The organism is Dethiothermospora halolimnae, assembly GCF_037577855.1.
GTDB lineage: Bacteria > Bacillota > Clostridia > Tissierellales > VENL01 > Dethiothermospora > Dethiothermospora halolimnae.
The window spans coordinates 1-26,460 of record NZ_JBAKFX010000058.1 but is presented as its reverse complement, the minus strand read 5'-3'; the positions used below and the strand labels follow the sequence as shown (position 1 = coordinate 26,460).

The following is a 26,460-nucleotide window of genomic DNA, read 5'->3' as shown; positions in this document are numbered from 1 at the left end:
GGCCAAAACCTTAAGGTTTTGGCCCTCTATTAATTATTATAATCTGCAAAATAAAATGGTAAAATGTAGTATTAAACAAATTATTTTTTTAAGATTTTGATAAAAATAAAAACCTATATTTTAAATATTGCTGGGTATTGATGGAATAGGGGGAAAATTAATAAAATAAGGAGGAATTTTTAATGGCAACCAAAAGTAAGAAGAAATTAAGTTTCCCGACTGCTTATACAGTATTATTTATCGTTTTAATTTTAGCAGCTGTATTAACCCATGTGGTTCCAGCTGGATCTTATTCTAAACTTTTGTATGATGGGGAAATAGATAAATTTACCGTTACCCATCCCGATGGTTCCACTGAAAAATTTGAAGGAACCCAAGAAACCTTAGATAAATTAGGGGTGAAAGTTAATATTTCAAAGTTTAAAGATGGAAGTATCTATAAGCCAGTGGCGATTCCAGATACTTATGAAAAGCTTGAAAGTAAACCCCAGGGAGTTGTAGATGTGCTTCAAGCTCCTATTAAAGGTGTTTATGAGACTATAGATATTATTATGTTTGTATTTATAATTGGGGGTATAATAGGTATATTAAATAATAGTGGTGCCTTTGATGCCGGCTTTGCAAGTTTATCTAGGATAACGAAGGGGAAGGAATTTTTACTTATAATTATAGTGACATTTTTAATTGCCCTAGGGGGTACAACCTTTGGATTAGCTGAGGAAACAATAGCTCTTTACCCCATACTGGTCCCAGTATTTATGGTGGCAGGATATGATGCCATCGTTTGTATAGCAGCATTATATATGGGTTCATCTGTTGGTACAATGTTCTCAACAGTAAATCCCTTTTCCTCAGTTATAGCATCTAATGCTGCAGGAATATCATTTACAAATGGTATTATATTTAGGGGAATAGGTCTTTTAATAGCGACTACTATAACTATTATATATATAGTAAAATATGCTGAAAAGGTAAAGAAGGATCCATCAAAATCTGTAATATATGATCAAAAAAATTATTTAGAAAAGAAATTCTTAAATCAAGACAAGGAAATTCCTGAGTTTACATTAAGACGTAAGTTAATGTTACTTATATTTGCCCTTTCCTTTGGAGTTATGATTTGGGGAGTTTCATCCCAAGGATGGTGGTTTATGGAAATGACATCCCTATTCTTGGCAGTGGGACTTATCATCTGTTTTATATCAGGAATGGGAGAAAAGAAAGCTGTTAAACATTTTGTTGCAGGTGCGGCAGACCTTATGGGAGTGGCCCTTACAGTTGGTATTGCGAGGTCAGTTAACCTTATAATGGACAAAGGTCTTATTTCTGATACAATACTTAATAGTGCCACTGATTTAGTCCAAGGAATTAATGGAGGAGTATTTGCCATACTAATGTTATTTGTGTTCTTGGTATTAGGATTCTTTATCCCATCTTCATCAGGTTTAGCTGTTTTATCGATGCCAATAATGGCACCTTTAGCAGATACAGTTGGACTTCCAAGGGATGTAATAGTTAGTGCCTATCAATATGGTCAAGGATTAATGGCATTTATAACTCCAACGGGACTTATACTAGTTACCCTTTCAATGGTTGATGTAACATATGATAGATGGTTAAAATTTATAATGCCATTAATGGGGATGATAGGTGGATTTGCTGCCATTATGTTATTGGCACAAGCATTTTTATAAAAATATAAAGGAAGTGATTGATAGTGGAAAGAGCATATGAAAAACTTTTAAGGTATGTATCTATTAATACAAGGTCTAAAGGAGATTCAGAAAGTACACCTAGTACAGAAATACAATTTGATTTAGCAAATATTTTAGTAGATGAATTAAAAGAAATGGGTATAGAGGATGCCCATATGGATGATAATTGTTATGTTATGGGAACATTAAAAGGGAATTGTAAAGATGCCCCAACCATAGGGCTTATTGCCCATCTTGATACAAGTCCTGATTTTTCAGGGAAGAATGTAAAGCCAAATATAATTAAAGATTATGATGGTAAAGATATAGTGTTAAATAAGGAAAAGGATATAGTTATGAAAGTAGAGGACTTTCCATATTTAGAAGATTATAAAGGAAAGACATTAATAACAACAGATGGAACAACTTTACTTGGAGCCGATGATAAGGCTGGAATAGCAGAAATAATCACAACTATAGAATATTTTATAAATAACCCTGATATTAAGAGGGGAGATATTAAGATTGCCTTTACTCCTGATGAAGAAATAGGAAGGGGAGCAGATAAATTTGATGTTGAAAAGTTTGGAGCAGATTTTGCCTACACCATAGATGGTAGCTTTTTAGGAGAAATCGAATATGAAAACTTTAATGCAGCATCGGCTTCCATAAAGATACATGGTGTAAATATACATCCAGGCTCAGCTAAACTTAAAATGAAAAATTCTATATTAATAGGTATGGAGCTACAATCTTTATTACCTGTCTTTGAAAATCCCCAATATACAGAGGGATATGAAGGGTTTTATCTACTTGATGTATTTGAAGGTAGTATAGAAGAGACAAAAATGGAGTATATAATTAGGGATCATGATATAGATAAGTTTGAAAGAAAAAAAGATTTTCTTAAGAAAACTTGTAACTTTATAAATGACAAATATGGAGACAATACTGTTGAAGTTGAAATAAAGGATTCCTATTATAATATGAAGGAAAAGATACTTCCAGTTATTCATATAGTTGATTCTGTAGTAAATGCCATGGAAAAAGTAGGAATAGAGCCGAATGTTAAAGCCATAAGGGGAGGTACAGATGGGGCAAGACTCTCATTTATGGGTCTTCCAACTCCTAATATATTTACAGGTGGATTTAACTTCCATGGTAAATTTGAAGCCATAGCAGTGGAAGATATGGATAAAGCAGTGGAGACAGTAATAGAAGTTATAAAATCCTATGGCAAATAAAAGGTTTTAGTGTATAAAAATAAGGTGATATTTATTATTGCAATTTGAGAAAATAAGTTTTATAAATTTAAAATATAAAGCCACCAATAAATAAATTACTTCCTGGTGGCTTTATATTTTAAAGCTTTCAAGTACTATATATTTTCAATCTGCCAATCTATAGGGGTCCTGCCTATTGACTTAAGGAACTTATTAGTTTTAGAAAATGGTTTGCTACCAAAGAAACCTCTATGGGCAGCCAAAGGACTTGGATGGGTAGATTTTATTATATAATGTTTCGGATTTTTTATTATTTTCAACTTAGATTGGGCATTTCTTCCCCATAGTATAAAAACAATAGGCTCTTCTCTATCATTAAGTAAGCTAATTACTCTATCGGTGAAGGGCTCCCATCCTTTATTTCTATGGGAATTTGCATCTCCAGCTCTAACGGTTAATACTGTATTTAAAAGCATTATTCCTTGGTCAGCCCATTTTTTTAGGTATCCATTATTAGGTATATAGCATCCCAAGTCATTATGAAGTTCTTTATAGATATTTCTAAGGGAAGGTGGTATTTTAACCTCTGGTTTTACAGAAAAACTTAACCCATGGGCCTGATTAGGACCATGATAAGGGTCTTGACCTAATATAACTACCTTTACATCATTATAATCTGTATAGTGTAATGCATTAAAGATATCATACATATTAGGATATATAACCTTAGTTTTATATTCATTAATTAAAAACTGTCTAAGGTTTAAGTAGTAGTCCTTTTCAAATTCATCTTTTAATAACTCTTTCCAATGATTTTTTAAAATTTCCATATAATCACCCCAATAAATTATAACATAAATAGCATTTAGCTGTTAAAAATAGTAGTGCCCTAAATATATCTACTTTATAGTCACAATTTCTAGAAAGTCTAAGTATAATAAAATATAAAAGAGAACAAAAGGAGGATTATTTGTGTCCTTTTCTAATATTCCACCAAATGCCTTTTCCATACTAGCATCCCTTCTAGGGATAGGGATAGCAAATAACTTAGACTTAAATGAGCAAAACTCTTTGGGAAATTTTCTTGAAGCTGTCGGGCAATCCATATTAACCGTAAATGGACAAGAGCAACTACAACAGGCACTAGAAGATAAGAAAAAACAAAATGAACAATTAAAGCTTCAAATTGAGATATTACAAAAACAGATTCAATATCTTAAGGGGCAGATAGAAGAATAAAACTGGGATAACTATATAACAGCTTTGTATACGTAAATTAGTACAAGCTTAAAAAATTACAATATAGTAACTTACATTGTAAAAAAAGGGTATACTATATAATGTAAATGTGGGGAGTATATTATAAAAAATATAGATTAAACTTAAAGGAGGGCTATAATGAAAATATTTAAGGGAAATGCTTATATATTTATATTGACTTTAATATTAGTTTTATCTAGTACAGTCACTTCCTTTGGTTATATAAATAAAGATGGAGATAACCATAAATTGGGAGATGTAATTGGTGCCTTTAAAAAGGCGGACATAGATGTTACTATATCGGTAAGCTCAAATAATTATAATCTTAACATTAAAAATAAGCATATACCTACATATACTGTAAATAATGAATTGTATATTGTAGCAGAAGATTTAGCCTACTATGGATATAATCATATATGGAATCCAGAAACTAGAACCACAAAGCTCTATATAGGATTTGGAAATAGGAATACTAAAGGAACCAATAGGGTAATAAAATCCAGTGGAAAAATCTATTATTCAGATATTAAAATATATATAGATGGTAATAATATTCCTGCCTATAATATAGGGGGATATAGCTTAGTAAAAATATCTGATTTAAATAATAGGGTTGAGAGTATATCTATTAAAAAGGAACAAAGTAGGGAAAATGTAACTATAAGTGGCAAGATTAGTCTTCCCAATAGTGATATAGCCCCTTATGGTGGAATAAAAGTAACTCCTGTATTTTATTACTTTGATGGTGGGTATCTTAGAAAATACTCTGGGAAAAAACATTATATTCCCCAAGGGAAAAATTCTATAGAGTATAAAATTGAGATACCTATTGAGAACCATTGGAACAACATGGGTTATAACGATCCTAATATTTATAATTATGTTGGTTATGAGATAAATGGGGATAATAAAAAGTATCTATCCTATGATATGGAAGGCTCAACAAGTATCGATCCATTATATTTAGAAAAAATAGATAACTTTAATAGTTCATATAATCATATGAATATAAATATTTTGTCTAGGGAAAAAGTAACCATGGATTTAGATTTAAAGGGAGACGTTTTTAGATTAAAGGGAAAAGAAGATATCAGACAGGTTAAAGTTAGTGCAGTGGATATGGATAGTAATAAAGGGATTACCGAAACAAAAACCATTAATATTGATAAAGACAATATCATTTTCAATTTGGATTTAGTAAAAAATAGAAGTTACAAGTTTGTTTATAATATTACTGTTTTTGGGTCATTTCCATCGGGAATGCCGCTACCTCCATCCCCAACATATCCTACATTTTATTATTCCAAGGGTAGAGGAATAATAAATAAAAATTTATCTGAAGTAGTAAAGCTAGCTAATGAAACTTCAACCATACATGTTGATATAAAATTACCAGATGTTGTTATTGGAAATGTATATAACTCAGATAAAAAGATTAGCTATAAATCAAAAGATATACAAGGTTATATGGTAAATGGACGATATTTAGTAAAATTAAAAGATATAGAAATTGGAAGTAGAAGATCCACTAGTATACCTTCAGTAGAATCTTTTAATAGTATATCTTCCTCATCTATCAACAATGGATATGGAAGTGTAGGTAAGTTAATAGTTTCTAATTATAAAACATATAAAGACAATAAAGAGATACCTATATATTGGTTGAGGAAAAATGATAAACTAGAAGATCTGGTTTTAGTTAAGGATTTAGAGAAACTAGAATATGATGTTTTAAATAAAGAATACATTATCAAAATAAAGTAATCTCTGTTACTAGAGGATTCGTAATCCCTGTTACTGGGGGATTCGTAATCCCCCAGTTAATTATAATAAAGTCTTTTTAATGGTTTTGTGGTTGGACCTTCTAATACCTCTCCCTTATATGTATATCTAGAACCATGACAAGGACAGTCCCAGGACTTTTCAGCTAAGTTCCACTTTAACTCACATCCCAGATGGGGACAAGTTGTATCAACGAAATATAGTTTATTATTTTCATCCCTATAAACTCCTACTCTTTTACCCTTTATTTCTAAAACCTTACCGTCACCAACTGGTACATCTAATTCATCAGGTAATCTAGATACTTTTCCTGAAATAAATTGCTCTGCCACATTAAAATTTTCTACAATAAAGTTTTTAATAGAAGCCATAGGTGTGAAACGAGATGGATTATATACATCGCCCCAAGGACTAGAGCCATTTACAATTAAGTCTTTAAGTATAATAGCCGATGCTGTAGAGTTTGTCATGCCCCATTTTCTAAATCCAGTGGCTATATAGATGTTAGGAGTGTTTTCTGATAGATTACCTACATGGGGAAGATTATCTAAAGGCATACAATCTTGGGTTGACCAGTAATAGGGTATACTTTCTATAGTATATATATTGTTACCAAACTTCTCTAAGTTTTGATAATGATTTATTGTATTTGGACCCTGACCTGTTTTATGATGATCTCCAGCAAATACTATTAGTTCACCATCTTCTGTAGGAATAGAACGAAGTGAACGGACAGGCTGTTCTGCATTGATGTACATTCCCCCAGGGAAGTTTTCTTTTATTTTAGCAGCTAATATATATGAACGATGAACATATATCCTAGAAAAATATAGATTGGCTTTATCATAAAAGGGATAATGGGAAGCAATAATAATTTTTTTTGCGGTAACTTTATACCCATTCTTTGTAATAACCCTAGTTATAGTCCCTTTTTCCATATCCACAGCCGGAGTCATCTCAAAAATATTACATCCATCACCATGGATGTCCTCTGCTAAAGAGAGCAAATATTTTAGAGGATGGAATTGGGCTTGATTTTTAAATTCCACAGCCCCTTTTATAGAAAAGGGCAAAGGAATAGTTTCTGTATAAGAAGCATTTATACCCATAGCAGAAGCAATTTCTACCTCTTTATTAATTTGTCCAATGTATTTATCCTTTTGGGTATATACAAAGGATGACTGGGATGAAAAGTCACAGTTTATTTGTTTTTCGTTAATGATATTAGAAATAAATTTAATAGCAGATTCATTGGCTTCTGCATATTGTTTAGCTTTTTCAGTTCCATGCTGGCTTTTTATTTTACCATATATTAATCCATGTTGACTGGTAAGTTTACCGGTGGTATGAGCTGTAACACCTTGTAGAATATGATCTGATTCTAATACGGAAACTTTAAGGCCTCCTCTTTTAAGCAAAAAAGCAGTAGTAATACCTACCATTCCTCCACCTACAATGGCAACATCAACAGATATATCTTCCCTTAAAGGGGGAAAGTTAGTTTCTTCTGTGGAACTAAGCCAGTATGATTTAGGATTAGTAAAAGAACTAATATTTTTATTATCCATGGTTATCCTCCTTAGATACTAGTTATTATAAATATGATTTACTATATGATTAAAAATATCCTTAAAAAAGGAATAAATTATAGGGGTGATTTTGACAAGTTTGGAACAGATATAAATCTTTAAGATGATATAATTATGTTAGAAAAAATAAAAGGAGTTATAATTGTGGATTATATAAAGATCATTCAAAATAGTATTGACTATATAGAAGAAAACTTAAAAGATAATTTAACTGTGGATAAACTTGGAGAATTAACAGGATTTTCAACATATCATTACTATAGATTGTTTAATGCATATGTTGGAATGCCAGTTATGCAATATATTAGGAGAAGAAGAATGATCCATGGAATTAATGATTTAGTTAATAATAAAAAACGTATAATAGATGTGGCCATGGACTATGGGTTTAATACCCATAGTGGGTTTAGTAAAGCATTTCTCAAGGAATATGGATGCTCTCCCAGTAAATATATATCAAAGGTAAATGGCAATATACCAAAAAAAATTAATTTAATGTTACTAAAGAAGTACAATATAAAAACAGGTGTTATTATGGAACCTAAGATAGTAACTAAGGAGTCCTTTAAGGTGGCAGGATATGATTTTGAGACTAGTTTAGAAAGTAAAAGAAATGAAAGGGAAATTCCAGCATTTTGGGATAGGTTTAATATATCTAATTGGGAAAGGAGACTATATAAGAAAATTAAACCATCAGAACATGGAGAATATGCCATATGTTTTCCACCTAATATGGAAAGTGGAAGATTTAGATATTTACTTGGAGTAAAGGCAAAAGGCGGCGAAAATCTAGGTAAGAATATGGTAATAGCTGAAATACCAGAGGTTAAATACGCTGTTTTTACTACACCACCTACAACAGAAGAAGAAAAAAGCTTTGTAAAAATAATACAAGGGGCCTGGGACTATATCTTGTATGAATGGTTTCCAAATTCAGGGTATGAAATCGCCCCTAATAAACCGGACTTTGAGTTCTATGATGAAAGGTGTCATAGTGATATAGGGGCTGTAATGGATATTTATATACCCATAATTAAGAAATAGGAGGTGGAAATTTTGTCAAATAAATTTTCCCAATCATTAATATATCTAATATATACAGGTGCAACTGGATTTTTCTTTTCCTTGGTATTCACTGTAAACCAAATATATCATATTGAAACTGTTAAGCTAAATCCTTTCCAGTTGGTTTTAGTTGGAACAGTATTGGAAGCTTCTTGCTTTATTTTTGAAATTCCAACGGGAATAGTGGCAGATATAAAAAGTAGAAAGTTATCAGTAATTATTGGTTTAGTGCTTATTGGTTCTGCTTTTATTATAGAGGCTTCTATACCTTTATTTATAGTTGTTTTACTAAGTCAACTATTGTGGGGCTTAGGATATACATTCACTAGTGGAGCAGATCAGGCTTGGATAGCAGAGGAAGTAGGAGAGGAAAACTTAGACTCCATATATTTAAAGGGAGCTCAAGTTAGTCAGTTCTTTTCCCTTATGGGAATAATAGTAAGTACTACCATAGGGGCTATGATTGTAAATCTGCCTATACTTATGGGAGGAATATTTTTTGTATTATTAGCTTTATTTTTAATGTTTTTTATGAAAGAAACAAATTTTACGCCTATAGATAAAGAGGATAGAAGTTCCTTTAAACAAATGATACACACCTTTAGTCAGGGAATTAAGTTTATAAATGGTAAATGGCTTTTGATGATAATGTTGGGAATATCATTATTGCATGGTTTATATAGTGAAGGCTTCGACAGACTATGGACAGCCCATTTTTTAAAGAATATAGATTTTCCAGATATCATTAACCTTAAGCCTATAGTTTGGATAGGACTTATAAATGGAATAGCTATGATACTAAGTATAATAGCCGTTGAATATATAAAAAGAAAAATGAATAAAGAAGGAGAATTAAAGAGAGTATGGATACTATTAATAATAAATATAGTTATGGTATTAAGTATTATTCTCTTAGCATTATCAAGAAATTTTAGTCTAGCTTTTTCTATGTATTTAACGTTCTATATTGTTAGAACAACAAATGGACCAATATATGGAGTATTATTGAATAAAAATATTAAGTCCCAAGTAAGGGCTACAGTTATTTCCACATATGGACAGTTAGATGCCCTGGGACAAATTATAGGAGGTCCTATTATTGGACTAATAGCTTTAAAAACATCGATACCCTTTGCAATGATAATCTCGGGAGTTATTTTGTCCCCTGTGATAGCTTTATACTTATATGTTTTTTTTAAGGCTAAATTAAAGATATCTTAAGAAAGGAACTTAGTATATTTAGTTTAAGTTTTAGTCTAAGTCTAAGTAAAATAATTTTGCCAACGGCAAAATTATTTTTTAAAACTTAAACTGAAACTAAGACTAAAACTAAAACTTAGTTTATTCTTCCATTCTAATACTTTCAATAATATTATTTTCTTTAATCCTTCTAAGGGGGATTATTATTGAAAGTAATCCTATTAATATAGAGCCTCCCATTGCTATGGAGATATTATCCCAAGGGATAGTCCATGGGAATCCAGAAAGTCCACTTAGTTGGTTATATAATAAATAAGATATTGGTAGTCCTATTATAAGGCCATATATTGAGCCTACAAATCCATATAGTAGTCCTTCTAATATAACCATTTTATTAATTTGTCCCATATGCATTCCAATAGCTTTAAGGGTTGAAAACTCCCGTTTTCTTAGTATCATATTTGTGCTAACAGTATTTATAATATTTAGACTGCCAATAAGAGCTATAACTATTATAAAACCATATAAGAACACCATCATTTGAAGGGTAGCTCTTTTTTCTTCCTCTAGACTGGCTTTAACATCTGCTACCCTATTTGTAGAATCCTCTTCTTCTAATTTTCTTAAACTTTTAGTTATCAGATCCCTATCAGCTTTTTCATTAATTTGTACATCAAAACCTAGTAAATTAATGCCTTCAAATTCTATATCATTATCTTCCTTATATTTCTCTTTATCTACTGTATTTGCTAATTTTTTTCCTAGTTTTTCTGTTGTGATTATTCTTATCCCACCTTCTACATATTCATTTTCAAAGGGGCTTCTTTCAAGAATAGCATTTACTTTAAGATTAATTTTATTTTTAGGATACTCCTTACCTCTATAAAGTTTAGTTATATCAATAGGTAAAGTATCTCCAACCTTTAAGTTAGCAATATCTGTTGTCATTGTTTTATCTAGCTTTTTACTATACATTTTATTATTTAAAACCAATATAACTCCATTTTCTTTGTTTAGTTTTTCTTTATTTATTGAACCTTCTTTAATATAGTCTTTAGCTATATTTAACTTTTCATCGTCATATATTCTTATAGATGTAAATGTTAAATTGAATTTATTATTATTATCTTCTATTAAATTAGTATCGAAGGCTTCTTTATATGAACTGGTAATCTTATCAAATGGAATTATTGCAGTACCATAGGTAGTATTATATCTTTTGTATACAGTTTTTACTCCGTCTATATTTTTTATTCTATTATAGTCCTTTTCAGTAAAACTATAACTTTCTTTTTCAGAATATATTTTTGATATTTTATAATCCATATTCAACTCTTCATTTCCCTTGCCATTAACTTGATTTACCATACCAGTGAAGGTACTAAATACAATAAATAATATTACACTTATCATTATAGAAAATACTGTTATTCTAAATCTTTTTCTATTCCTTCTTATATTTTTATAGGCCATGGCATATTCTATATTTAAAAGTCTAGAGATTATACCCTTTCTTCTTTTAAGCTTCTCTTTTTTTATACTACTTCTATTATTTAAGGCATCTAAAGGGGAAACCTTTGATGCAGTTTTTGCTGGAAGATATGCAGATAAATATACAGAAGCGAAGCCTAACAGTATACTGCCTATAACAATATATGGTGATATAACGACTTCATTGGATTTTATTAAAAAGCCACCACCTCTACTAACAATAAATAAAACTAGTTTTAATCCAAATATTCCAGATAATATCCCTATAGGAACACCTATAACACTTAATAAAGTGGCTTCTTTAAATACAATTTTTCTTATTTGTTTAGGGGTAGAACCTATGGAACGGAGGATACCAAATTGTTTAATTCTTTCAATAACAGAGATATGGAAGGCATTATAAATAACTGCTATTGTGGCTATAATAACAAGCCCAAGTAATACTCCACATACTATAAATATTGCTCTGTTTACTTCAGAATTGGAACTTTGAAGAAGTAGTCTTAATAATCTATCATTAGGACTGAACTTACCATCACCCTGCATTTTCTTAAACTCTTCTATATTATTTTTTATAGATATTTTATTTTTTAGTTTTAAAAATATATTTATTTTTTTATTACTAGGCATTTTTTCACTTAAAGAGAATGCCCTTGTTTCCCCTGAATACTGGGAGCCCATATCATTTTCTAATATACCTACTATAGTGTATACTCTATTTTCACCATTTACACTAAAGGTTACCTTGTCATTAATACTAGGTTTGTCTTTCATTTTTTCCAGAGCCCATTTTTCTATTAATATTTCATTGTTATTCTTAGGAATCCTACCTTTTCTTATATGAATTGGCAACATATGAAAACCTTCTGTATTTAATTCAGTTATTGAAAGTTTATATTTTTTATCAAAGATTATATTTTTTTCTATATCAGCGTAAAAGGATATATCACTAACCTTTGGGTTATTTTTAAGTCTATTAAAAAGTTTAGGCTCGACATCACTATAGGCAAAATGAAAGTCTCCAGTAGTTTCTTTTGCCTTTCTTATTTCACTTTTTTGCATACTATAAAACATAGTTGGTATTGAGCTAATAAGGGCCACAGAGAGTATAATTCCCAGGATAGTAAGAATAGTCCTTTTCTTTTGATTTTTTAAATACTTAAAGGTTATATCACTATACTGTTTCATCTTATCACCTCGTCTTTAACCACTTCCCCATCCTTTAGTGTTATTATTCTATCGGCTTGGGAAGCTATCTCTAGGTCGTGGGTTATTAGTACAAGGGTTTGATGATATTTTTTTACTGATAATCTAAGGAGTTCCATAACTTCCTTTGTACTTTCACTATCAAGATTTCCCGTTGGCTCATCGGCAAATATTATTGATGGTTTATAAGCTAAAGCCCTACCTATTGATACCCTTTGTTGTTGACCTCCAGATAATTCACTGGGGAGATGGGTTTTTCTATCTTCTATACCTAATATATTCATAATATCTTTAATATGATTTTGATCAACTTTTTGATGGTCTAATAGTAGGGGTAGAGTGATATTTTCTTCTACATTTAATACAGGTATAAGGTTATAAAATTGAAATATAAACCCTATTTTTCTTCTTCTAAAAACAGCTAATTTCTTTTCTTTAAGACTATATATATCAGCATCATCTATAAAGACTTTACCATTAGAGGGTCTATCAAGTCCTCCTAAAAGATGTAATAATGTACTCTTACCAGAACCACTGGCACCTACTATTGATACAAATTCTCCTTCTTTTATAGATATATTTACATCCTTTAAAGCTTCTACTTTTGTTATACCAGTTCCATATATTTTGGATAGATCTTGTGTTTTTATAACTTCCATTGTTATCATCCTTTCAAAATAAGTTTTGAGGTTAGGGCTTTTTCTTATTTTATATTTTAGACTGTGTATCTTACAAATAGATGAATTTTAATCTTAAGGTTTCTTAAGATTGGTTTAATGCAAGTTGGGGGATTACGAATCCCCCAACAACCCAATAAGGGCCCCAACAACCCAATAAGGGCTCCCAACAACCCAATAAGGGATTCCCTCAACCCAATAAGGGATCCCAACAACCTAACAAGGAGTCCTCCAATAACTTAACAAAGAGTCTTCCGACAATTTAAGTTTAGTTACTAAGAGATTGATAATCCCCCAATGACTCCAATTTAGTTACTAAGAGATTGACAATCACCCAATGACTCCAATTTAGTTACTAAGAGATTGACAATCACCCAATGACTCCAATTTAGTTACTAAGAGATTGATAATCCCCCAATAACCCCAATTTCGTTACTGGGGGATTCGTAATCCCCCCAGTTTTTTAGATTAATTTAAAAAAGACATTTGCCAAAAGCAAATATCTTTTATATCTTAAGAAAAGTAATAATAAACCTTGTTCCCTCTCCAACTTTACTTTCTACTCGTACTTCACCATTTTGTTTTTCTATTATAGCTTTGGCTAGGGACAATCCTATACCGATACTATCTTTTTTAGAATTACTTGCCTTATAAAATCGATTAAATATATTTGGTAAATCTTCTTTTTTTATACCTTCCCCTGTATCTTCTATTATAATTTTAGTAAAAATAGGAGTATCTTTTATTGTAACAAATATATCACCATTGACTGGAGTATGTTCCAAAGAATTTTTTATTATATTCATAAAGGCTTCTTTAAGCCATTCATTATCATGATATAGTCTTATATCTTTACTTTCTTCTGTTATAATTACATCCTGATTTTTCCTATCTATAGTTGGTTTTAATAATGACAAGCTCCCCTTTATAGTATTTATAACCTTTGTATTACTATAAGTAAATTGAACTTTTCCAACTTCTATTTTTGCCATTTTAAGAAGACTTATAATAAGCCATTCCATTCTCTCAAGTTGTTCTTTACTCTTATATAGAAAATCACTTCTTTTTTCTTTAGTCATATCTTTTTTACCCATGATATCATTTAAAAGCATAAGAGACGATAGCGGGGTTTTAAGTTGGTGGGATATATCAGATATTATATCTTTTAAATATAATTTTTCTTTATCTAAAGCTTCTATGGTAAGCTTTAATCTATTAATCATGTTATTAAATTTATGGTGCAGTATAAAAAAATCTCCTTCACCGTCTTCAGATAGAGGTTCTATCTTTCCTTCTATAGCTTTTTCCGCTCTATTAGAGAGTGTATTTATTTTTTTGAATATTTTTCTATATTCTATTAATATTAAAGAAATAAATATAACTAGACTTATAAAAGTTAAAAGACTTGTACTCAAATAAGAACTTTTTTTAAAATCGTATAAATAGGGAAAAACCTCTATAGGTAGATCTTTAGTTAAATGATATTTATTAGCGATAGTTATTCCCGTTTCTATCTCTTCTTTTGAAGCACTTTCAGTAAAAAATCCTATTATATCTTCTTCTAAATTAGGATTTGAATATAGTAGTTTTCCTATTAAAGCTTTATTATTACCAATTATATTATTTTTTAAATCCTCTAATTGTAGTCCAAGAATAAATAATATTAGTAATGTTAATATAAATTGAAATACTATAACTTTCATAACAACACTCTTTACTTCGGGATTATTTAAAAACCTATACATAAAAATCACCTCGGTTCTTTAAAGTTTATACTTTAGATAATAACTTATATCCCACACCTCGAACTGTTTTGATATGCTTAGGGGATGCGGGATTATCCTCTATCTTTTCCCTTAACCTTCTTATATGAACTGATAATGTATTATCATCTATAAAATCACCAGAAGAATCCCATATTTTTTCTAATATTTGATTTCTAGTTAGAACTTGATTTGGGTTTCTAGATAATGTTACCAGAAGCTTGTATTCTATGGGAGTAATAATTAACTCATGGTCATCCTTTATGACCTTATTTTCCTCTAGATTAATTAATATATTTCCAAAGGATATAATATCCTTTGTCTTAGTTTTGTTACTAGTCATACTATTTCTTCTTATAGCGGCTCTTATTCTAGATATAAGCTCTTTTACCCTAAAGGGTTTTGTAATATAATCATCTCCACCTATATCAAGGCCCATAACTATATTGACTTCATCATCACAAGCGGTTAAAAATATTATCGGGATAGAATCTTCCTTTCTTATTTTTTTACAGAGGTCATAGCCAGTACCATCGGGGAGAGTAACATCAAGGAGTATTAAGTCATATTCTCCTTTTTTAAAGGCATTATAACCATCTTCTATATTATGTCTAACCTCAACATTTAGTCCTTCATCTTCAAGGGAATACTCTATACCCATAGCAAGGGTTGTATCATCTTCAATAAGAAGTATATTTTCCATATAATCATCTCCTGATCTTATTAATTGCTAGGAGAGTGGTATTCTTCTAGCTTATTTATGTTAGTTGTTGGGGGATCCGTAATCCCCCAATTAGTTTATATAAATATATTTATATAAACTAATTTTATCATACTATAAGATATTATAACTTACCATATCTTAAGTGTTATAAGGGCTTATTATATCCTTGTGTTAAATTATTAAACTTGATATTATGTAAATAAAGGTTGATAAATATAAAGGGGGATTTAAAATGATTAAGTTATTGATGATATGAAATACAGATTATAATAGATTCAAAAACTTTAATTTTCATTGTAACTTATGTATATCAGATAAATGTCTATAAGCTCCATCACTTAAATATTAAAAAATTATATTTAAGGAGTGGAGTTAAAATGAAATACATAAGTGGCAATGATATCTTTCCAAAAGAATTATTAAAAGAGATTCAAGCATATGCAAAGGGGCAGTTGGTTTATATACCAAAACCTAAGGAATCTCGAAAAAAATGGGGAGAGAATTCAGGAAATAGGAAGTATTTAGATTGTAGAAATGAAAAGATTATAGAAAAGTTTAATAAAGGAACAACTATAAATCAATTGGCAGAAGAGTTTTATCTTTCTGTCCATAGTATCAAAAAAATTGTATATTCAAATAGATGTATATAGAAATACTGGCTAGATTAATCTAGCCAGTATTTCTGTATAAAAAACTATTATAAATTATTTTATATATATTGTTCAGAGTTAAAAAAATATATAATTATAGTTAAAAGGTTTGTATCGTCAATAAATTAGGGGGAGTAGAGATGATATATGAATTAGATAAAAATGAATTTTATAAAATATCCCATCTATTAAAGTGAGAATTAATTAATATTGAAATAAAAGGGGTTGTAAAGGGATACAATCCAGGGTGGATTTTCGTAGATAATATTGAAAAACCAAAAACTGCATTGATTTGGTCTAAAGCAATAGAAGGCTTTTACTTTATAGGGAAAGAAAATAATATCGGTTTTAATAGTAGTATTAACGAATATATTGATATAGAAATCACTCCTAGAGCAAAGAGTCTAGGATTAGATTTATTTGAATTCAGTGGAACCAGTAAAGAGTGGGATATTACCATTAATGAATTATCTAAACACCGAAGCTTAAATAAATCAAAACAGATAACTTACAAAAATGAAAATATTCAAAATTCATTAATCAAGGACAATAAGCTAGAAAAAGACTTTAAACTAGTAAAAGTCGATAAAAACTTATTTAAAAGTAATATATTCAATTTAAACTTTTTAAAGAACATGATACTTGATTGGTGTGTATCAGAAGAATATTTTCTAAAAGAGGGGGTAGGATTTTGTATTTTACATAATAAAAGAATAGTTTCTTGTTGTATATCTAGCTGCGTTACTAAAAATGAGATAGGATCCCACACAGTAACATTAAAACAATATAGAAATAAGGGGCTTGCCAAAGGGGTGATTAATGAATTTCTAAGATATTGTAAAGCCAATGGATTTGAACCAAATTGGGATTGTATGGAGAAAAATTCTGGTTCAAGGGCTCTAGCAGAGAGTTGTGGATATACAAAAGCCTTTGATTATTTTCTATATGACTTTAAATTATAAGATTAAAGGGGTGTTATAATGGATAGAATGCTAAGAGAGGATCATCATAAGGTTATCAAGTTACTGAGGGATGGAATTAAATACCCAGAGGTTATGTCAGTGATAGAAGGAAATAATCCAGGAGATATTTTTGTAGATAATATTAATACTCCGACAACGGGACTAGTGTGGAATCAAGGTATGGAGGGGTTTTATTTTATAGGAGATAGTAAAAACAAAGAATTTTTAGAAAAAATTAATGGCTTTATTAATAATAAAATAAAGATATTTTTAAAGAAAAAACACATAGATTACTTTGAATTTTCAGGCACAACAGTGGATTGGGAAAAAACTATAGAAGATATATTTAGTAATAGAGATTTAAAGAGTTGGGGTCAGCTTATTTATATATTTAATGGGGAGGATATTAAAAAATCAATAAATAAATTTAGATATGATATACACTCATTAAAGGATAGTAGCACTAATCATCAAGGTTATTCAAACTGGAGATACTACAAAACTGTATTAACTAGCTTTTGGGGTAGTATAGATAATTTAATTGATAAGGGAAATTGTTATTATGCAACGGATAATAATAAAATAATTGGAGTATGTTATAGTGGATTTTCTACATCAGAGACCAATACTATTGGAATAGAAACCGATAGAAAATATCAGCAACAGAGTGTAGGGTATAACTTAGCTATGAAATGTATTAAAGAGATGTTAGGTGAAGGAAAACTACCGTGGTGGGATTGCATGGATGAGAATGTCCCATCAAAGAATTTAGCTGAAAAACTAGGTTTTATTAAAAAAGAAGAATATATATGTTATAAATTCAGTTTATAGAAAAAATAGGACATGGATATATCCATGTCCTATTTTTTCTATGATATAATAACCTTATCTAAAAGAAATATAATTAAAAATGAAAGGGTTATTTATAATATGATGAAAACACTAGTGATAGCAGAAAAGCCCAGTGTGGCAAGGGACATAGCAAAGGTCATAATAAAGGGAAAAAGCCTTTCAAAAACTGGATATATTGAAGGGGAAAAGTATATCATTACCTGGGCAATAGGTCATTTGGTTACTCTTTGTGAGCCAGGGGATTATGATGAAAAATATAAAAAATGGCATATGGGGGACTTACCCATAATTCCAGAAAAATTTATGTTAAAGCCAACTGTTAAAACAAAGAAACAATTTAATATAGTAAAAGGACTTATGAATAGTAAAGGTATAGAGGATATAATATGTGCCACAGACTCTGGACGGGAAGGGGAACTTATATTTAGGTATATTTATAGTCTTTCCAATTGTAATAAACCTTTTAAAAGGCTTTGGATTAGTTCAATGACAGAGGAAGCTATTAAGAAAGGTTTTAGTGAATTAAAAGAGGGTTCTTTATATGACGATTTATATAAATCGGCAAAATGTAGAAGTGAAGCCGACTGGCTAATAGGAATAAATGGCACAAGGGCCTATACCATAAGAAATAATAATATTTTTAGTATAGGAAGGGTACAAACTCCTACTTTAGCCATAATGGTAAAAAGACAAATGGAAATAGATAACTTTACTTCGGAAAAATACTGGGAGTTAAATAGTATATATGATGATTTTACAGGGACTTGGATAGATACAAAAGAAAATAACAGTAAAATATCAACAAAGGAAAGGGCTCAAGAGATTAAAAAAAAGGTTAAAGGAACCGAGGGAAAAGTAGTAGATGTAAAAAAGGAAAAGAAAACTGTACCACCACCCCTGTTATATGATTTAACCGAATTACAAAGAGATGGAAATAAATATTTTGGCTATACTGCAAAGGAAACATTAAGTATTGCCCAAAATCTCTATGAAAAGCACAAACTAATAACTTATCCCCGTACCGATAGCAGATATCTATCCGATGACATGAAAGGGGTTGTAAAACAAACTCTAAAAAATCTAAATATAAGTCCATATGATAAGTATATACCTAAGATTATAAATAATATTAAGTTTACATCTAGGATAATTAATAATAAAAAGATAACGGATCACCATGCCTGTATTCCCACACCCAAAGTGCCTAACATAAAAAGACTTAGTGGCAAAGAAAAAAACATATATGATCTAGTAGTAAAAAGACTTATAGCTGTATTTCTTCCAAGATATAGATATGAAACTACCACCATATTGGTAGAAAGTAAAAAAGAAAACTTTATATCCAAGGGAAATGTTATAACGGATTTAGGTTGGAAAGTATTATATAAAAATAATAAGAAAAAAGAAAAAAAGGAAGAGGAGCAGCTGCCTCCTATTAGTAAAGGGGACACCCTTTTATTTAATGATTTAAAGATAAAACAAAAGAAAACTAAACCTCCAAAGCAGTATACAGAAAGAACATTGCTTAGTGCTATGGAAAATGCAGGAAGGCTTATTGATAATGATGAGTTAAAGGAACAACTTAAGGAAAATGGTTTAGGAACACCGGCAACTAGAGCTTCTATTATAGAAAGGCTTATAAAAGTGGGCTACATAGAAAGAAATAAGAAATCCTTAATACCAACAAAAAAGGGGATAGCCATTATAAAAACAGTTCCTAAAGAACTTAGGTCCCCTGGTTTAACAGGAAAGTGGGAAAAAGCCCTTAAGAATATGGCCAAGGGGAAGTTCTCTCCCCATAGATTTATGGAGAGTATAGGAAACTTTACTGATTTTATTATAAAGGAAGCCAATAAAAGTAAACCTATAGAGGGAATTGAAAAAACATATAAATACAATAAGAAAAAGGGGAAAGGTAAATATAATAAAAATAAGGTCACCATTGGAATTTGTCCAGTTTGTAAAAAGGGTAATATAACAAAAAACTCAAAGGGATATGGATGCAGTGAATATCTAAATGGGTGTAAATTTTTTATTGGAGCCTTTATTGCTGGAAAGAAGCTAACAGAGGGCCAAGCAAAACAATTAGTAGAAAAAGGAGAGACTCCAGTTATTGAGGGGTTTTCCTATAAAAATGGTGGAACATTTAATGCTAAATTGGTAGTTAAAGATGGAAAGGTTACTTTTGGGAGAAATTAGCATAGATAAGGACTGGATATCCAGTCCTTATTTCTTTTGGGGTAAACCTTTACTTAATTATTTCTATTAGCCACTGAAAAAAATTATGGATATATAATCTATTAGTCAATTGGTAATTCGGCAATAAATTTAATTAACAGACAATATAACTTACAATAATACAATTTACGACATTTTTTAATGACAAAAACGAATGTTATTGATATAATTAAGACTAAAGGACTAGATAGTACACATTAAATGGGGAGGAACTATAATGAAAATTTCGAAATTTCTAAAAATAATGACAGTTATTTTTATGGTATTGGTCTTAGCCACTATTACAAGTGTCTATTACCTTCAAAAATCCTTTAGCCAATATCAATTATCAGTTGAAAGACAAATTGAATTTGAAGAGCTAGGTGACAACTTACGAAATAGCTCTGATTATTTAACAGAGCAGATAAGACGATATACCCAATTTGGAGAAAAGAAATTCTATGATAATTATTGGAATGAAGTTAATGAAGTTAAAACAAGGGACAAAGTTATAGAAAGACTTAAAGAATTAGGGGCCCCAGAGAATGAATTGAACTTACTACAAGAAGCTAAGAACAACTCAGATACTTTGGTTAAAAAAGAAGAAGCGGCAATGGAGCTAGTTAAGAACAATAATTTAGACGAAGCTAGAAGACTAGTCTTTGATTCAAGCTATGATAGTGATAAAGAAAATATTATGAAATATATCGATGAGTTTCAAAAGGAAATGGAGTCTAGGGTAGAAAATGAAACCAGTAAAGCAAAAAATAGAGGGAGTATAACCCTTATAATTACCTTTATTGTGATAGGAATACTTATAACTTTAATAGTAATAGCACTAACTACTCTCATAAAGAAGATATCCAATTTAAATGCCATAAATGATAAAATAAAGGAATTATCAAATAATGAAGGGGACCTAACGGCTAGAATAGATATCTCTAGTAAAGATGAAATAGGAAAAATCGCAGGATCATTTAATAAAATGCTTGGTAGTCTACAGCATCTAATTAAAGAGATAAATTACACAACTATGGAGGTAGATACACAAAGTGGCGACTTTGCAAAGACTGCTGAAGAATTTAAGATAAGTACAGAGCAAATTGCAGCAGCTATGGAAGAAATGGCTTCCGGAGCAGAGGAGCAGGCCACATCATCTATAAGTGCTTCTCACTCGATAAAGGACCTAGGTAAGATAGTTAAGGAATCCAATGAAAATGGAAAAATACTTGAGGACTTTTCTCAAGATGTGCTACATATATCTAAAGAAGGTAACAATCAAATGAAGGGATCAGTTAAACAGATGTTTTCAATTAATGGCACAATGAAAAATGCTGTTAAAAAGGTAAAGGGCTTAGATACTAAGTCCCAGGAGATTTCTCAATTAGTTCAAGTAATAGAAAGTATCGCAGAACAAACTAACCTATTGGCTTTAAATGCAGCAATTGAAGCGGCAAGGGCCGGGGAAGCAGGAAAAGGATTTGCTGTTGTGGCAGATGAGATAAGGAAACTGGCAGAGGAAGTAAGTAATTCTATAACAGAAATAACTGATATTGTAGCTGGAATTCAACAGGAATCTAACATTGTAGTTACCTCATTGGAAAGTGGGTATAAGGAAGTTGAAAAGGGAACAAAAGAGATAGAGAATACAGGAAAAACATTTGAAGATATTAGTGAAAAAGTTTATGAAATGTCTGAAAGAATAGAGGTAGTGTCTAAAAATCTTAATGATATTAATGATAGTAGTATGAAAATTAATAAAGAAATTGAAAAAGTAGCCTCTATAGCTGAAGGAAATTCAGCGGGAATAGAAGAAACGGCAGCATCTGCTCAACAGCAGAATAGTCAAATAATAGAGGTATCTGAAAATGCAAACTCCTTATCAAAATTAGCAGGGAAATTAGGAGAGATGATAAGTAAGTTTAAGGTATAAAGTATTTAATTAAGAAAAATAGAAAAGGGATATATGATATAAATAACTGCAGTTATTTATATCATATATCCCTTTTCTATTTACCCTAAAAATTCTGGAGTCTCTTTATGGGGTGCCCTAATAGCCTTTTTAATTATTGTAAAATCAATTTCACCTTCCCCTTGTTTAAAGGAACAAGGGTATTTTTCTTTACAATCCTGACATTCTATATACTGCTTAGTATTACACTGTTCCCGGTTATCAAATAAAAATGGCAATGTTTCTTTTTTACTTGAAATATCAGCTGTATCTATATTATAAGAATATACATATGTTGCTTCATATTTAGCTAAAAAGTTACTACCATTACATTTTGGGCATTTAATGGATTTGTTAATATCCAAAATATCGCCACCTTTCTATTGATATCTTCTTATATGTTATAATTCCCATTTTATAAAAATTAATTCCTTTTAAAGAATATATAAGTAAAATGTTAAAATATTTATAGAGACGTCACATTATTACTAACCTATTCGTTATATAAATGAGTACTAAAACGAATGCTTATTAGTAAAGGAGGGAATTACGTGGCTCTGAAAAATGTAGAAGAAACTATTGAAAAGTTTCAGTTTAATATTTATAAATATTGTTACCAAATGATCCGTTCCAAAGAAACCGCTGAGGATATAACTCAAGAGGTATTTATAAAGTTTTTTAATATATCTAAGAAAAAGGACTATAGCAATAGTGATCTATACAAAATAGCACACAACAAATGTATAGATCACTTAAGAAGAGAAAAAAGAAAAAAAGTTGTTTCTTATGAAATATCCATGTAAAACAAAGGAAGTTTCAACTGAAGATTTAGCTTCAGAAGACAAATATAGTAGAGAAATACAAGAGGCTTTAACTATATTAACTAGTTATGAAAAAAGTGTTCTATTATTAAAAAGTGTTAAGGGATTGTCCTATAAAGAAATAGCCAATATCCTAAATAAAAGAGAACCAGCCCTAAGGAAGCAATTTGAGAGGGCTCGTAAAAAAGTTGAAAAAAAGCTTATTAAAAAAAAGGAGGAATATGATAATGAAGAGATTTCAGTCTTTTAAAGGTATTGAAGATTATTTAAAGGAAGAGAATATTCCTTATGAAGATAATAAAGATAAAATATTAAGAAACATGAAAGTAGCTAAAGATAAAAAAGAAGTTAAGCATAGTAGGTTACCTTTAGTTGGAATGTTTGCATTAGCACTAATTATTATGGTGGCTTTCAAACTAGGAAGAATACCAGAACATGAAGAGTATGTTAAGAATCATAGAGGGAATATACGAGCTACTTTATCAGATGATATGGGAAATATAGTTATTCAATTGGGGGTTATGGACAGAAGTGATTACGAAGAACGTAGGCTACAGGAGAGAAAGTATCAGATGATTTTAGAGATATCTCTAAATCCCTTGAAGATAAACTGCCTAATAATAAAATTGCCTTATTTATTCCAGTTAAAGGGGTAGAAAAATTTTTGGATTTTGATGTATTAAATTCTGATGAGTATTATCATAATTTTGAAGATATAAAAAATAGTGTCCTATCTAATAGTCCACTACCTAAGTATATACCTAAAAACTATACTTTTGAAAAGGGATATATATTTTATGACCATGAAAATTTCTATAAGCAGTATGAAGATGAAATGACCTATAGGGAATATCGTCAACAATTATTTAAAAAAGCTAAAGGTTTAAATAAAGATTATTATTATAAAGAATATAAACGACTTGATAGTTTTAAAATGTATAATTTAACATATAAAGCTTCAGAGAAAAATGAGTTTGGTTATTATCCTAGTATATATATTCGATGTAAAAAAGGAAAAACAACTGTCATTGAAGATGGTAATCGAGAAATGAATCCTAAAATTATTAGTCATAATGGGAAAAAGTATTTAAAACGCCTTGGTGCTTACTATACATATTACTATATAGATGACGAGCTTTGGACTGTTGAATTTATGTTAGGCTTACCTGAAGATGAGGCATTTAAAATTATGGAAAGTATAGATGTTGGTAATTAATTTTGCTTACTTTATCTAAATGTGTTTGTCAACAGACTGATGGTGGTAATCAATTTTGATTACCACCATTTCTCTTTTTAAAAGCTTCATAATAAAAAACAATCATACCTATAAACATTCCTAAGTATATAGTAAAAAATCTCCAAGTAAAAGTAAGGGATATCAGGTGTTCTTTTTTTATCAAATTAGAAAATAATAGAGTAAATCCTCCTTCAGAAACCCCGGAAGCACCGGGAGTAGGGGCAAAATAGGCTATAAAAGTTATAACTATTTGTTTAATTATTATTGATAAAGAAGATATATTATACCTAAGTCCTTTAATAAGTATTACAGGAAATAAAAATAATGAAATAAGGAATAAGGCAGTGGATAATAGGGATAAAATAATATTTATTTTTTTTCCTTTAAGAAACAGCTTTATACCACTGAAAAAATTATTTATTTCTCTAAAAGATTTCCTTTGATAGTTGTATGAAGTCTTTTTAGATATTAATTTTCTATTTTGTATAAATAATAAGGTTTTAGATATTATAATCTTTATTATTCTAGGATTGTGAAATAATTTATATACCCCGTATATTATAACAATATATATAAATCCAAATACCAAAGAATAAATATAGATATTGTTAGTAGGTAATATATTAATTAAATCCCTATTAAGCAGTAATATTATAGGCGCTGTAACGAAGAAAAAAGTAATAGGAAGAATTGCTTTTATGGTTGATACAACAATGGCATTTCCTAGGGGAACATTTTTTCTATTTAAAAAATAAATTTGAGCTAGACCACCACCACTAGAAAAAGGAGTTATATTGCTTATAAATAAATGGATAAAACCTAGTTTTAAAATATATGTATATTCAATTGATATATTTAATGATTTTAATATATATAATAGACGTAAGCTATCCATTAGGATATAAAATATAAAAAGTAACATAGTTTGAATCATTGTTTCAGGTGGAAAAACTCTTATAGTAAAGACTGCTGTATTAGTATTTAAAAATCTATATATAAATAATAAAGATAAAGATGAAGTTAATATAAAAATAATAGTAAAAATCAAGTATGATATTAACCTTTTTCTGTTGAAAAGGGAAGTTTTAGTATTATCTTTTTTCATTTAATTGCTCCTTTAGAAATAATAATAGTAGTATTGTTACACAAATTATGGGTTTTAATTACAATAGAGTTATAAACATATTAAAGTGCCTAAATTGTTTATGCCTCATTGGCAAATATTTTATAAAGTTCAGAGTCTTTGTTGTATATTTAATCTTCGTTACCCTTTTAAATTGGCGGGGTGTTTTTGCACTTAGATTTTAATAACTTGTAAAGTGGTGTTAGAGGATAAAAAATCTATATTAAGTGAGTTATTAATTATAATGACTAACAACTATATGTTTACTGAGGAAAAACAAAAAATATTTTTTAAATTTCCCTATATACTCATTAAATTCTGCTAGGAGTTTAAATGTTTTCATAGAAGTCCTTTTATTTCACTATATTATGTTGATATATTTGTTTATATTAAATTAATTTCATAAAAATGACATAAAAAACTTGAAATAAATGACAAGAAATGTTAAACTTATATTAAGTGGAAATAAAGTTTATTTATTACACTTAAAAGAATTTGTTTTAATAATAGCTCAAAAGAGTTTTTGAGTATATATTAAGAAAAACTCTTTTCAATGAAGATTATAGGTCTTAAGTAAAGATCTATAATCTATTAAATGAGCAATTAATTAAAAAAGGGGGGAAATATATGATATCTATAAACAAAAACTTATGGAATGAAAAATCAAATAATACATTTGCAATTGACTGTTGTTTGAATGCTAGAATTCATGCACCTAACAAAAAAATTGAACAAGCTATTTCTTAGATTTATTAAAGCATATAGAAATGAACGTCATATTGGCGTTCATTTTTATATGTGTGCCCAGCATGGACACAGTCTATAGGGTGAAAGTCCCGAACGCCGAAGGTGATATAGGTGCTAGCTGAAGACAAGGGTGTCCACCGTGAGGTGGAATCTGAAGGAAGTCGGCGGCAAAATCCCGGTCTGAGGTATACGAATCACATTTGAGGCTGTCTATAGTTGGATA

The 26,460-nt window shown here is 29.8% G+C and carries 23 protein-coding genes; 15 read left to right on the top strand and 8 right to left on the bottom strand.

Annotated features, from left to right (window positions below):
• The first annotated feature begins 182 nt into the window (after positions 1 to 182).
• On the top strand, positions 183 to 1,694 hold the full coding sequence (locus V6137_RS17320) for a YfcC family protein (RefSeq protein WP_425449225.1): 1,512 nt from the start codon (positions 183 to 185) through the stop codon (positions 1,692 to 1,694).
• A gap of 23 nt (positions 1,695 to 1,717) precedes the next feature.
• Entirely contained in the window at positions 1,718 to 2,938 is a 1,221-nt protein-coding gene (gene pepT, locus V6137_RS17315) for a peptidase T (RefSeq protein ID WP_425449224.1), read from the top strand.
• Positions 2,939 to 3,072: 134 nt separating this feature from the next.
• On the opposite strand, the gene V6137_RS17310 is transcribed toward pepT, so the two are convergent.
• Positions 3,073 to 3,747, bottom strand: coding sequence for a uracil-DNA glycosylase (locus tag V6137_RS17310; protein ID WP_425449223.1), 675 nt, complete (start codon positions 3,745 to 3,747; stop codon positions 3,073 to 3,075).
• A 142-nt stretch (positions 3,748 to 3,889) separates the two neighbouring features.
• Here V6137_RS17310 and V6137_RS17305 point away from each other — a divergent pair, with 142 nt between their 5' ends.
• The gene (locus V6137_RS17305; protein WP_425449222.1) at positions 3,890 to 4,156 is read left to right on the top strand and encodes a hypothetical protein; all 267 of its coding nucleotides are present in this window, start codon (positions 3,890 to 3,892) and stop codon (positions 4,154 to 4,156) included.
• 159 nt (positions 4,157 to 4,315) lie between these two features.
• A complete protein-coding gene (locus tag V6137_RS17300; RefSeq protein WP_425449221.1) occupies positions 4,316 to 5,944 on the top strand; it encodes a hypothetical protein in 1,629 nt (542 codons plus the stop codon).
• 56 nt (positions 5,945 to 6,000) lie between these two features.
• On the opposite strand, the gene V6137_RS17295 is transcribed toward V6137_RS17300, so the two are convergent.
• Positions 6,001 to 7,530 (bottom strand): FAD-dependent oxidoreductase, encoded by a 1,530-nt coding sequence (locus V6137_RS17295; RefSeq protein ID WP_425449220.1) that lies wholly within the window; start codon positions 7,528 to 7,530, stop codon positions 6,001 to 6,003.
• 165 nt (positions 7,531 to 7,695) lie between these two features.
• Between V6137_RS17295 and V6137_RS17290 the strand changes: the two genes are divergently transcribed.
• Positions 7,696 to 8,595 (top strand): AraC family transcriptional regulator, encoded by a 900-nt coding sequence (locus V6137_RS17290; RefSeq protein WP_425449219.1) that lies wholly within the window; start codon positions 7,696 to 7,698, stop codon positions 8,593 to 8,595.
• Positions 8,596 to 8,607: 12 nt separating this feature from the next.
• The gene (locus V6137_RS17285) at positions 8,608 to 9,837 is read left to right on the top strand and encodes an MFS transporter (RefSeq protein WP_425449218.1); all 1,230 of its coding nucleotides are present in this window, start codon (positions 8,608 to 8,610) and stop codon (positions 9,835 to 9,837) included.
• A gap of 120 nt (positions 9,838 to 9,957) precedes the next feature.
• On the opposite strand, the gene V6137_RS17280 is transcribed toward V6137_RS17285, so the two are convergent.
• The 4 genes from V6137_RS17280 to V6137_RS17265 all read right to left on the bottom strand — a co-directional run bounded on the left by V6137_RS17280 (position 9,958) and on the right by V6137_RS17265 (position 15,656).
• A complete protein-coding gene (locus V6137_RS17280; protein WP_425449217.1) occupies positions 9,958 to 12,495 on the bottom strand; it encodes an ABC transporter permease in 2,538 nt (845 codons plus the stop codon).
• Positions 12,492 to 13,172 (bottom strand): ABC transporter ATP-binding protein, encoded by a 681-nt coding sequence (locus tag V6137_RS17275; RefSeq protein WP_425449216.1) that lies wholly within the window; start codon positions 13,170 to 13,172, stop codon positions 12,492 to 12,494. Before V6137_RS17275 ends, V6137_RS17280 begins: the two co-directional genes overlap by 4 nt.
• 524 nt (positions 13,173 to 13,696) lie before the next feature.
• Entirely contained in the window at positions 13,697 to 14,935 is a 1,239-nt protein-coding gene (locus tag V6137_RS17270) for a sensor histidine kinase (RefSeq protein WP_425449215.1), read from the bottom strand.
• Between the two features lie 25 nt (positions 14,936 to 14,960).
• Complete coding sequence (locus tag V6137_RS17265) at positions 14,961 to 15,656, bottom strand: response regulator transcription factor (protein ID WP_425449214.1); 696 nt, start codon at positions 15,654 to 15,656, stop codon at positions 14,961 to 14,963.
• A gap of 398 nt (positions 15,657 to 16,054) precedes the next feature.
• On the opposite strand from V6137_RS17265, the gene V6137_RS17260 reads away from it, so the two are divergent.
• The 5 genes from V6137_RS17260 (at position 16,055) to V6137_RS17240 (ending at position 22,291) form a co-directional block, all read left to right on the top strand.
• Positions 16,055 to 16,327, top strand: coding sequence for a CD3324 family protein (locus tag V6137_RS17260; RefSeq protein ID WP_425449213.1), 273 nt, complete (start codon positions 16,055 to 16,057; stop codon positions 16,325 to 16,327).
• A 203-nt stretch (positions 16,328 to 16,530) separates the two neighbouring features.
• The gene (locus tag V6137_RS17255) at positions 16,531 to 17,289 is read left to right on the top strand and encodes a GNAT family N-acetyltransferase (protein WP_425449226.1); all 759 of its coding nucleotides are present in this window, start codon (positions 16,531 to 16,533) and stop codon (positions 17,287 to 17,289) included.
• Between the two features lie 18 nt (positions 17,290 to 17,307).
• On the top strand, positions 17,308 to 18,120 hold the full coding sequence (locus tag V6137_RS17250; protein WP_425449212.1) for a GNAT family N-acetyltransferase: 813 nt from the start codon (positions 17,308 to 17,310) through the stop codon (positions 18,118 to 18,120).
• Positions 18,121 to 18,132: 12 nt separating this feature from the next.
• Positions 18,133 to 20,340: a type IA DNA topoisomerase gene (locus V6137_RS17245; protein ID WP_425449211.1), complete on the top strand. Its 2,208-nt coding sequence runs from the start codon at positions 18,133 to 18,135 to the stop codon at positions 20,338 to 20,340.
• 256 nt (positions 20,341 to 20,596) lie between these two features.
• Complete coding sequence (locus V6137_RS17240; RefSeq protein WP_425449210.1) at positions 20,597 to 22,291, top strand: methyl-accepting chemotaxis protein; 1,695 nt, start codon at positions 20,597 to 20,599, stop codon at positions 22,289 to 22,291.
• 80 nt (positions 22,292 to 22,371) lie between these two features.
• Here V6137_RS17240 and V6137_RS17235 read toward each other — a convergent pair whose 3' ends face one another.
• A complete protein-coding gene (locus tag V6137_RS17235) occupies positions 22,372 to 22,674 on the bottom strand; it encodes a hypothetical protein (RefSeq protein ID WP_425449209.1) in 303 nt (100 codons plus the stop codon).
• Positions 22,675 to 22,860: 186 nt separating this feature from the next.
• On the opposite strand from V6137_RS17235, the gene V6137_RS17230 reads away from it, so the two are divergent.
• Genes V6137_RS17230 through V6137_RS17215 form a run of 4 tightly spaced genes read left to right on the top strand, consistent with a single transcriptional unit; the run spans position 22,861 to position 24,346 of the window.
• Positions 22,861 to 23,112: an RNA polymerase sigma factor gene (locus V6137_RS17230; protein WP_425449208.1), complete on the top strand. Its 252-nt coding sequence runs from the start codon at positions 22,861 to 22,863 to the stop codon at positions 23,110 to 23,112.
• Positions 23,096 to 23,380 carry an RNA polymerase sigma factor gene (locus V6137_RS17225; RefSeq protein WP_425449207.1) on the top strand — a complete coding sequence of 95 codons (285 nt, stop codon included), beginning with the start codon at positions 23,096 to 23,098 and terminating at the stop codon, positions 23,378 to 23,380. The genes V6137_RS17230 and V6137_RS17225 overlap by 17 nt, the downstream gene beginning before the upstream one ends.
• On the top strand, positions 23,358 to 23,786 hold the full coding sequence (locus V6137_RS17220) for a hypothetical protein (RefSeq protein ID WP_425449206.1): 429 nt from the start codon (positions 23,358 to 23,360) through the stop codon (positions 23,784 to 23,786). Before V6137_RS17225 ends, V6137_RS17220 begins: the two co-directional genes overlap by 23 nt.
• An 8-nt stretch (positions 23,787 to 23,794) precedes the next feature.
• Entirely contained in the window at positions 23,795 to 24,346 is a 552-nt protein-coding gene (locus V6137_RS17215) for a DUF4367 domain-containing protein (RefSeq protein WP_425449205.1), read from the top strand.
• A 49-nt stretch (positions 24,347 to 24,395) separates the two neighbouring features.
• Here the strand turns inward: V6137_RS17215 and V6137_RS17210 are convergent, their stop codons facing one another.
• The gene (locus V6137_RS17210; protein ID WP_425449204.1) at positions 24,396 to 25,472 is read right to left on the bottom strand and encodes a lysylphosphatidylglycerol synthase transmembrane domain-containing protein; all 1,077 of its coding nucleotides are present in this window, start codon (positions 25,470 to 25,472) and stop codon (positions 24,396 to 24,398) included.
• Between the last annotated feature and the right edge of the window lie 988 nt (positions 25,473 to 26,460).

What these genes read in the sequence shown, in the direction of transcription:
- V6137_RS17320 (WP_425449225.1), top strand. Translation starts at nt 183, where the DNA reads ATGGCAACCAAAAGTAAGAAGAAATTAAGTTTCCCGACTGCTTATACA.
- V6137_RS17310 (WP_425449223.1), bottom strand. Translation starts at nt 3,747, where the DNA reads ATGGAAATTTTAAAAAATCATTGGAAAGAGTTATTAAAAGATGAATTT.
- V6137_RS17300 (WP_425449221.1), top strand. Translation starts at nt 4,316, where the DNA reads ATGAAAATATTTAAGGGAAATGCTTATATATTTATATTGACTTTAATA.
- V6137_RS17295 (WP_425449220.1), bottom strand. Translation starts at nt 7,530, where the DNA reads ATGGATAATAAAAATATTAGTTCTTTTACTAATCCTAAATCATACTGG.
- V6137_RS17280 (WP_425449217.1), bottom strand. Translation starts at nt 12,495, where the DNA reads ATGAAACAGTATAGTGATATAACCTTTAAGTATTTAAAAAATCAAAAG.
- V6137_RS17275 (WP_425449216.1), bottom strand. Translation starts at nt 13,172, where the DNA reads ATGGAAGTTATAAAAACACAAGATCTATCCAAAATATATGGAACTGGT.
- V6137_RS17270 (WP_425449215.1), bottom strand. Translation starts at nt 14,935, where the DNA reads ATGTATAGGTTTTTAAATAATCCCGAAGTAAAGAGTGTTGTTATGAAA.
- V6137_RS17265 (WP_425449214.1), bottom strand. Translation starts at nt 15,656, where the DNA reads ATGGAAAATATACTTCTTATTGAAGATGATACAACCCTTGCTATGGGT.
- V6137_RS17260 (WP_425449213.1), top strand. Translation starts at nt 16,055, where the DNA reads ATGAAATACATAAGTGGCAATGATATCTTTCCAAAAGAATTATTAAAA.
- V6137_RS17250 (WP_425449212.1), top strand. Translation starts at nt 17,308, where the DNA reads ATGGATAGAATGCTAAGAGAGGATCATCATAAGGTTATCAAGTTACTG.
- V6137_RS17245 (WP_425449211.1), top strand. Translation starts at nt 18,133, where the DNA reads ATGGATATATCCATGTCCTATTTTTTCTATGATATAATAACCTTATCT.
- V6137_RS17240 (WP_425449210.1), top strand. Translation starts at nt 20,597, where the DNA reads ATGAAAATTTCGAAATTTCTAAAAATAATGACAGTTATTTTTATGGTA.
- V6137_RS17225 (WP_425449207.1), top strand. Translation starts at nt 23,096, where the DNA reads ATGAAATATCCATGTAAAACAAAGGAAGTTTCAACTGAAGATTTAGCT.
- V6137_RS17220 (WP_425449206.1), top strand. Translation starts at nt 23,358, where the DNA reads ATGAAGAGATTTCAGTCTTTTAAAGGTATTGAAGATTATTTAAAGGAA.
- V6137_RS17210 (WP_425449204.1), bottom strand. Translation starts at nt 25,472, where the DNA reads ATGAAAAAAGATAATACTAAAACTTCCCTTTTCAACAGAAAAAGGTTA.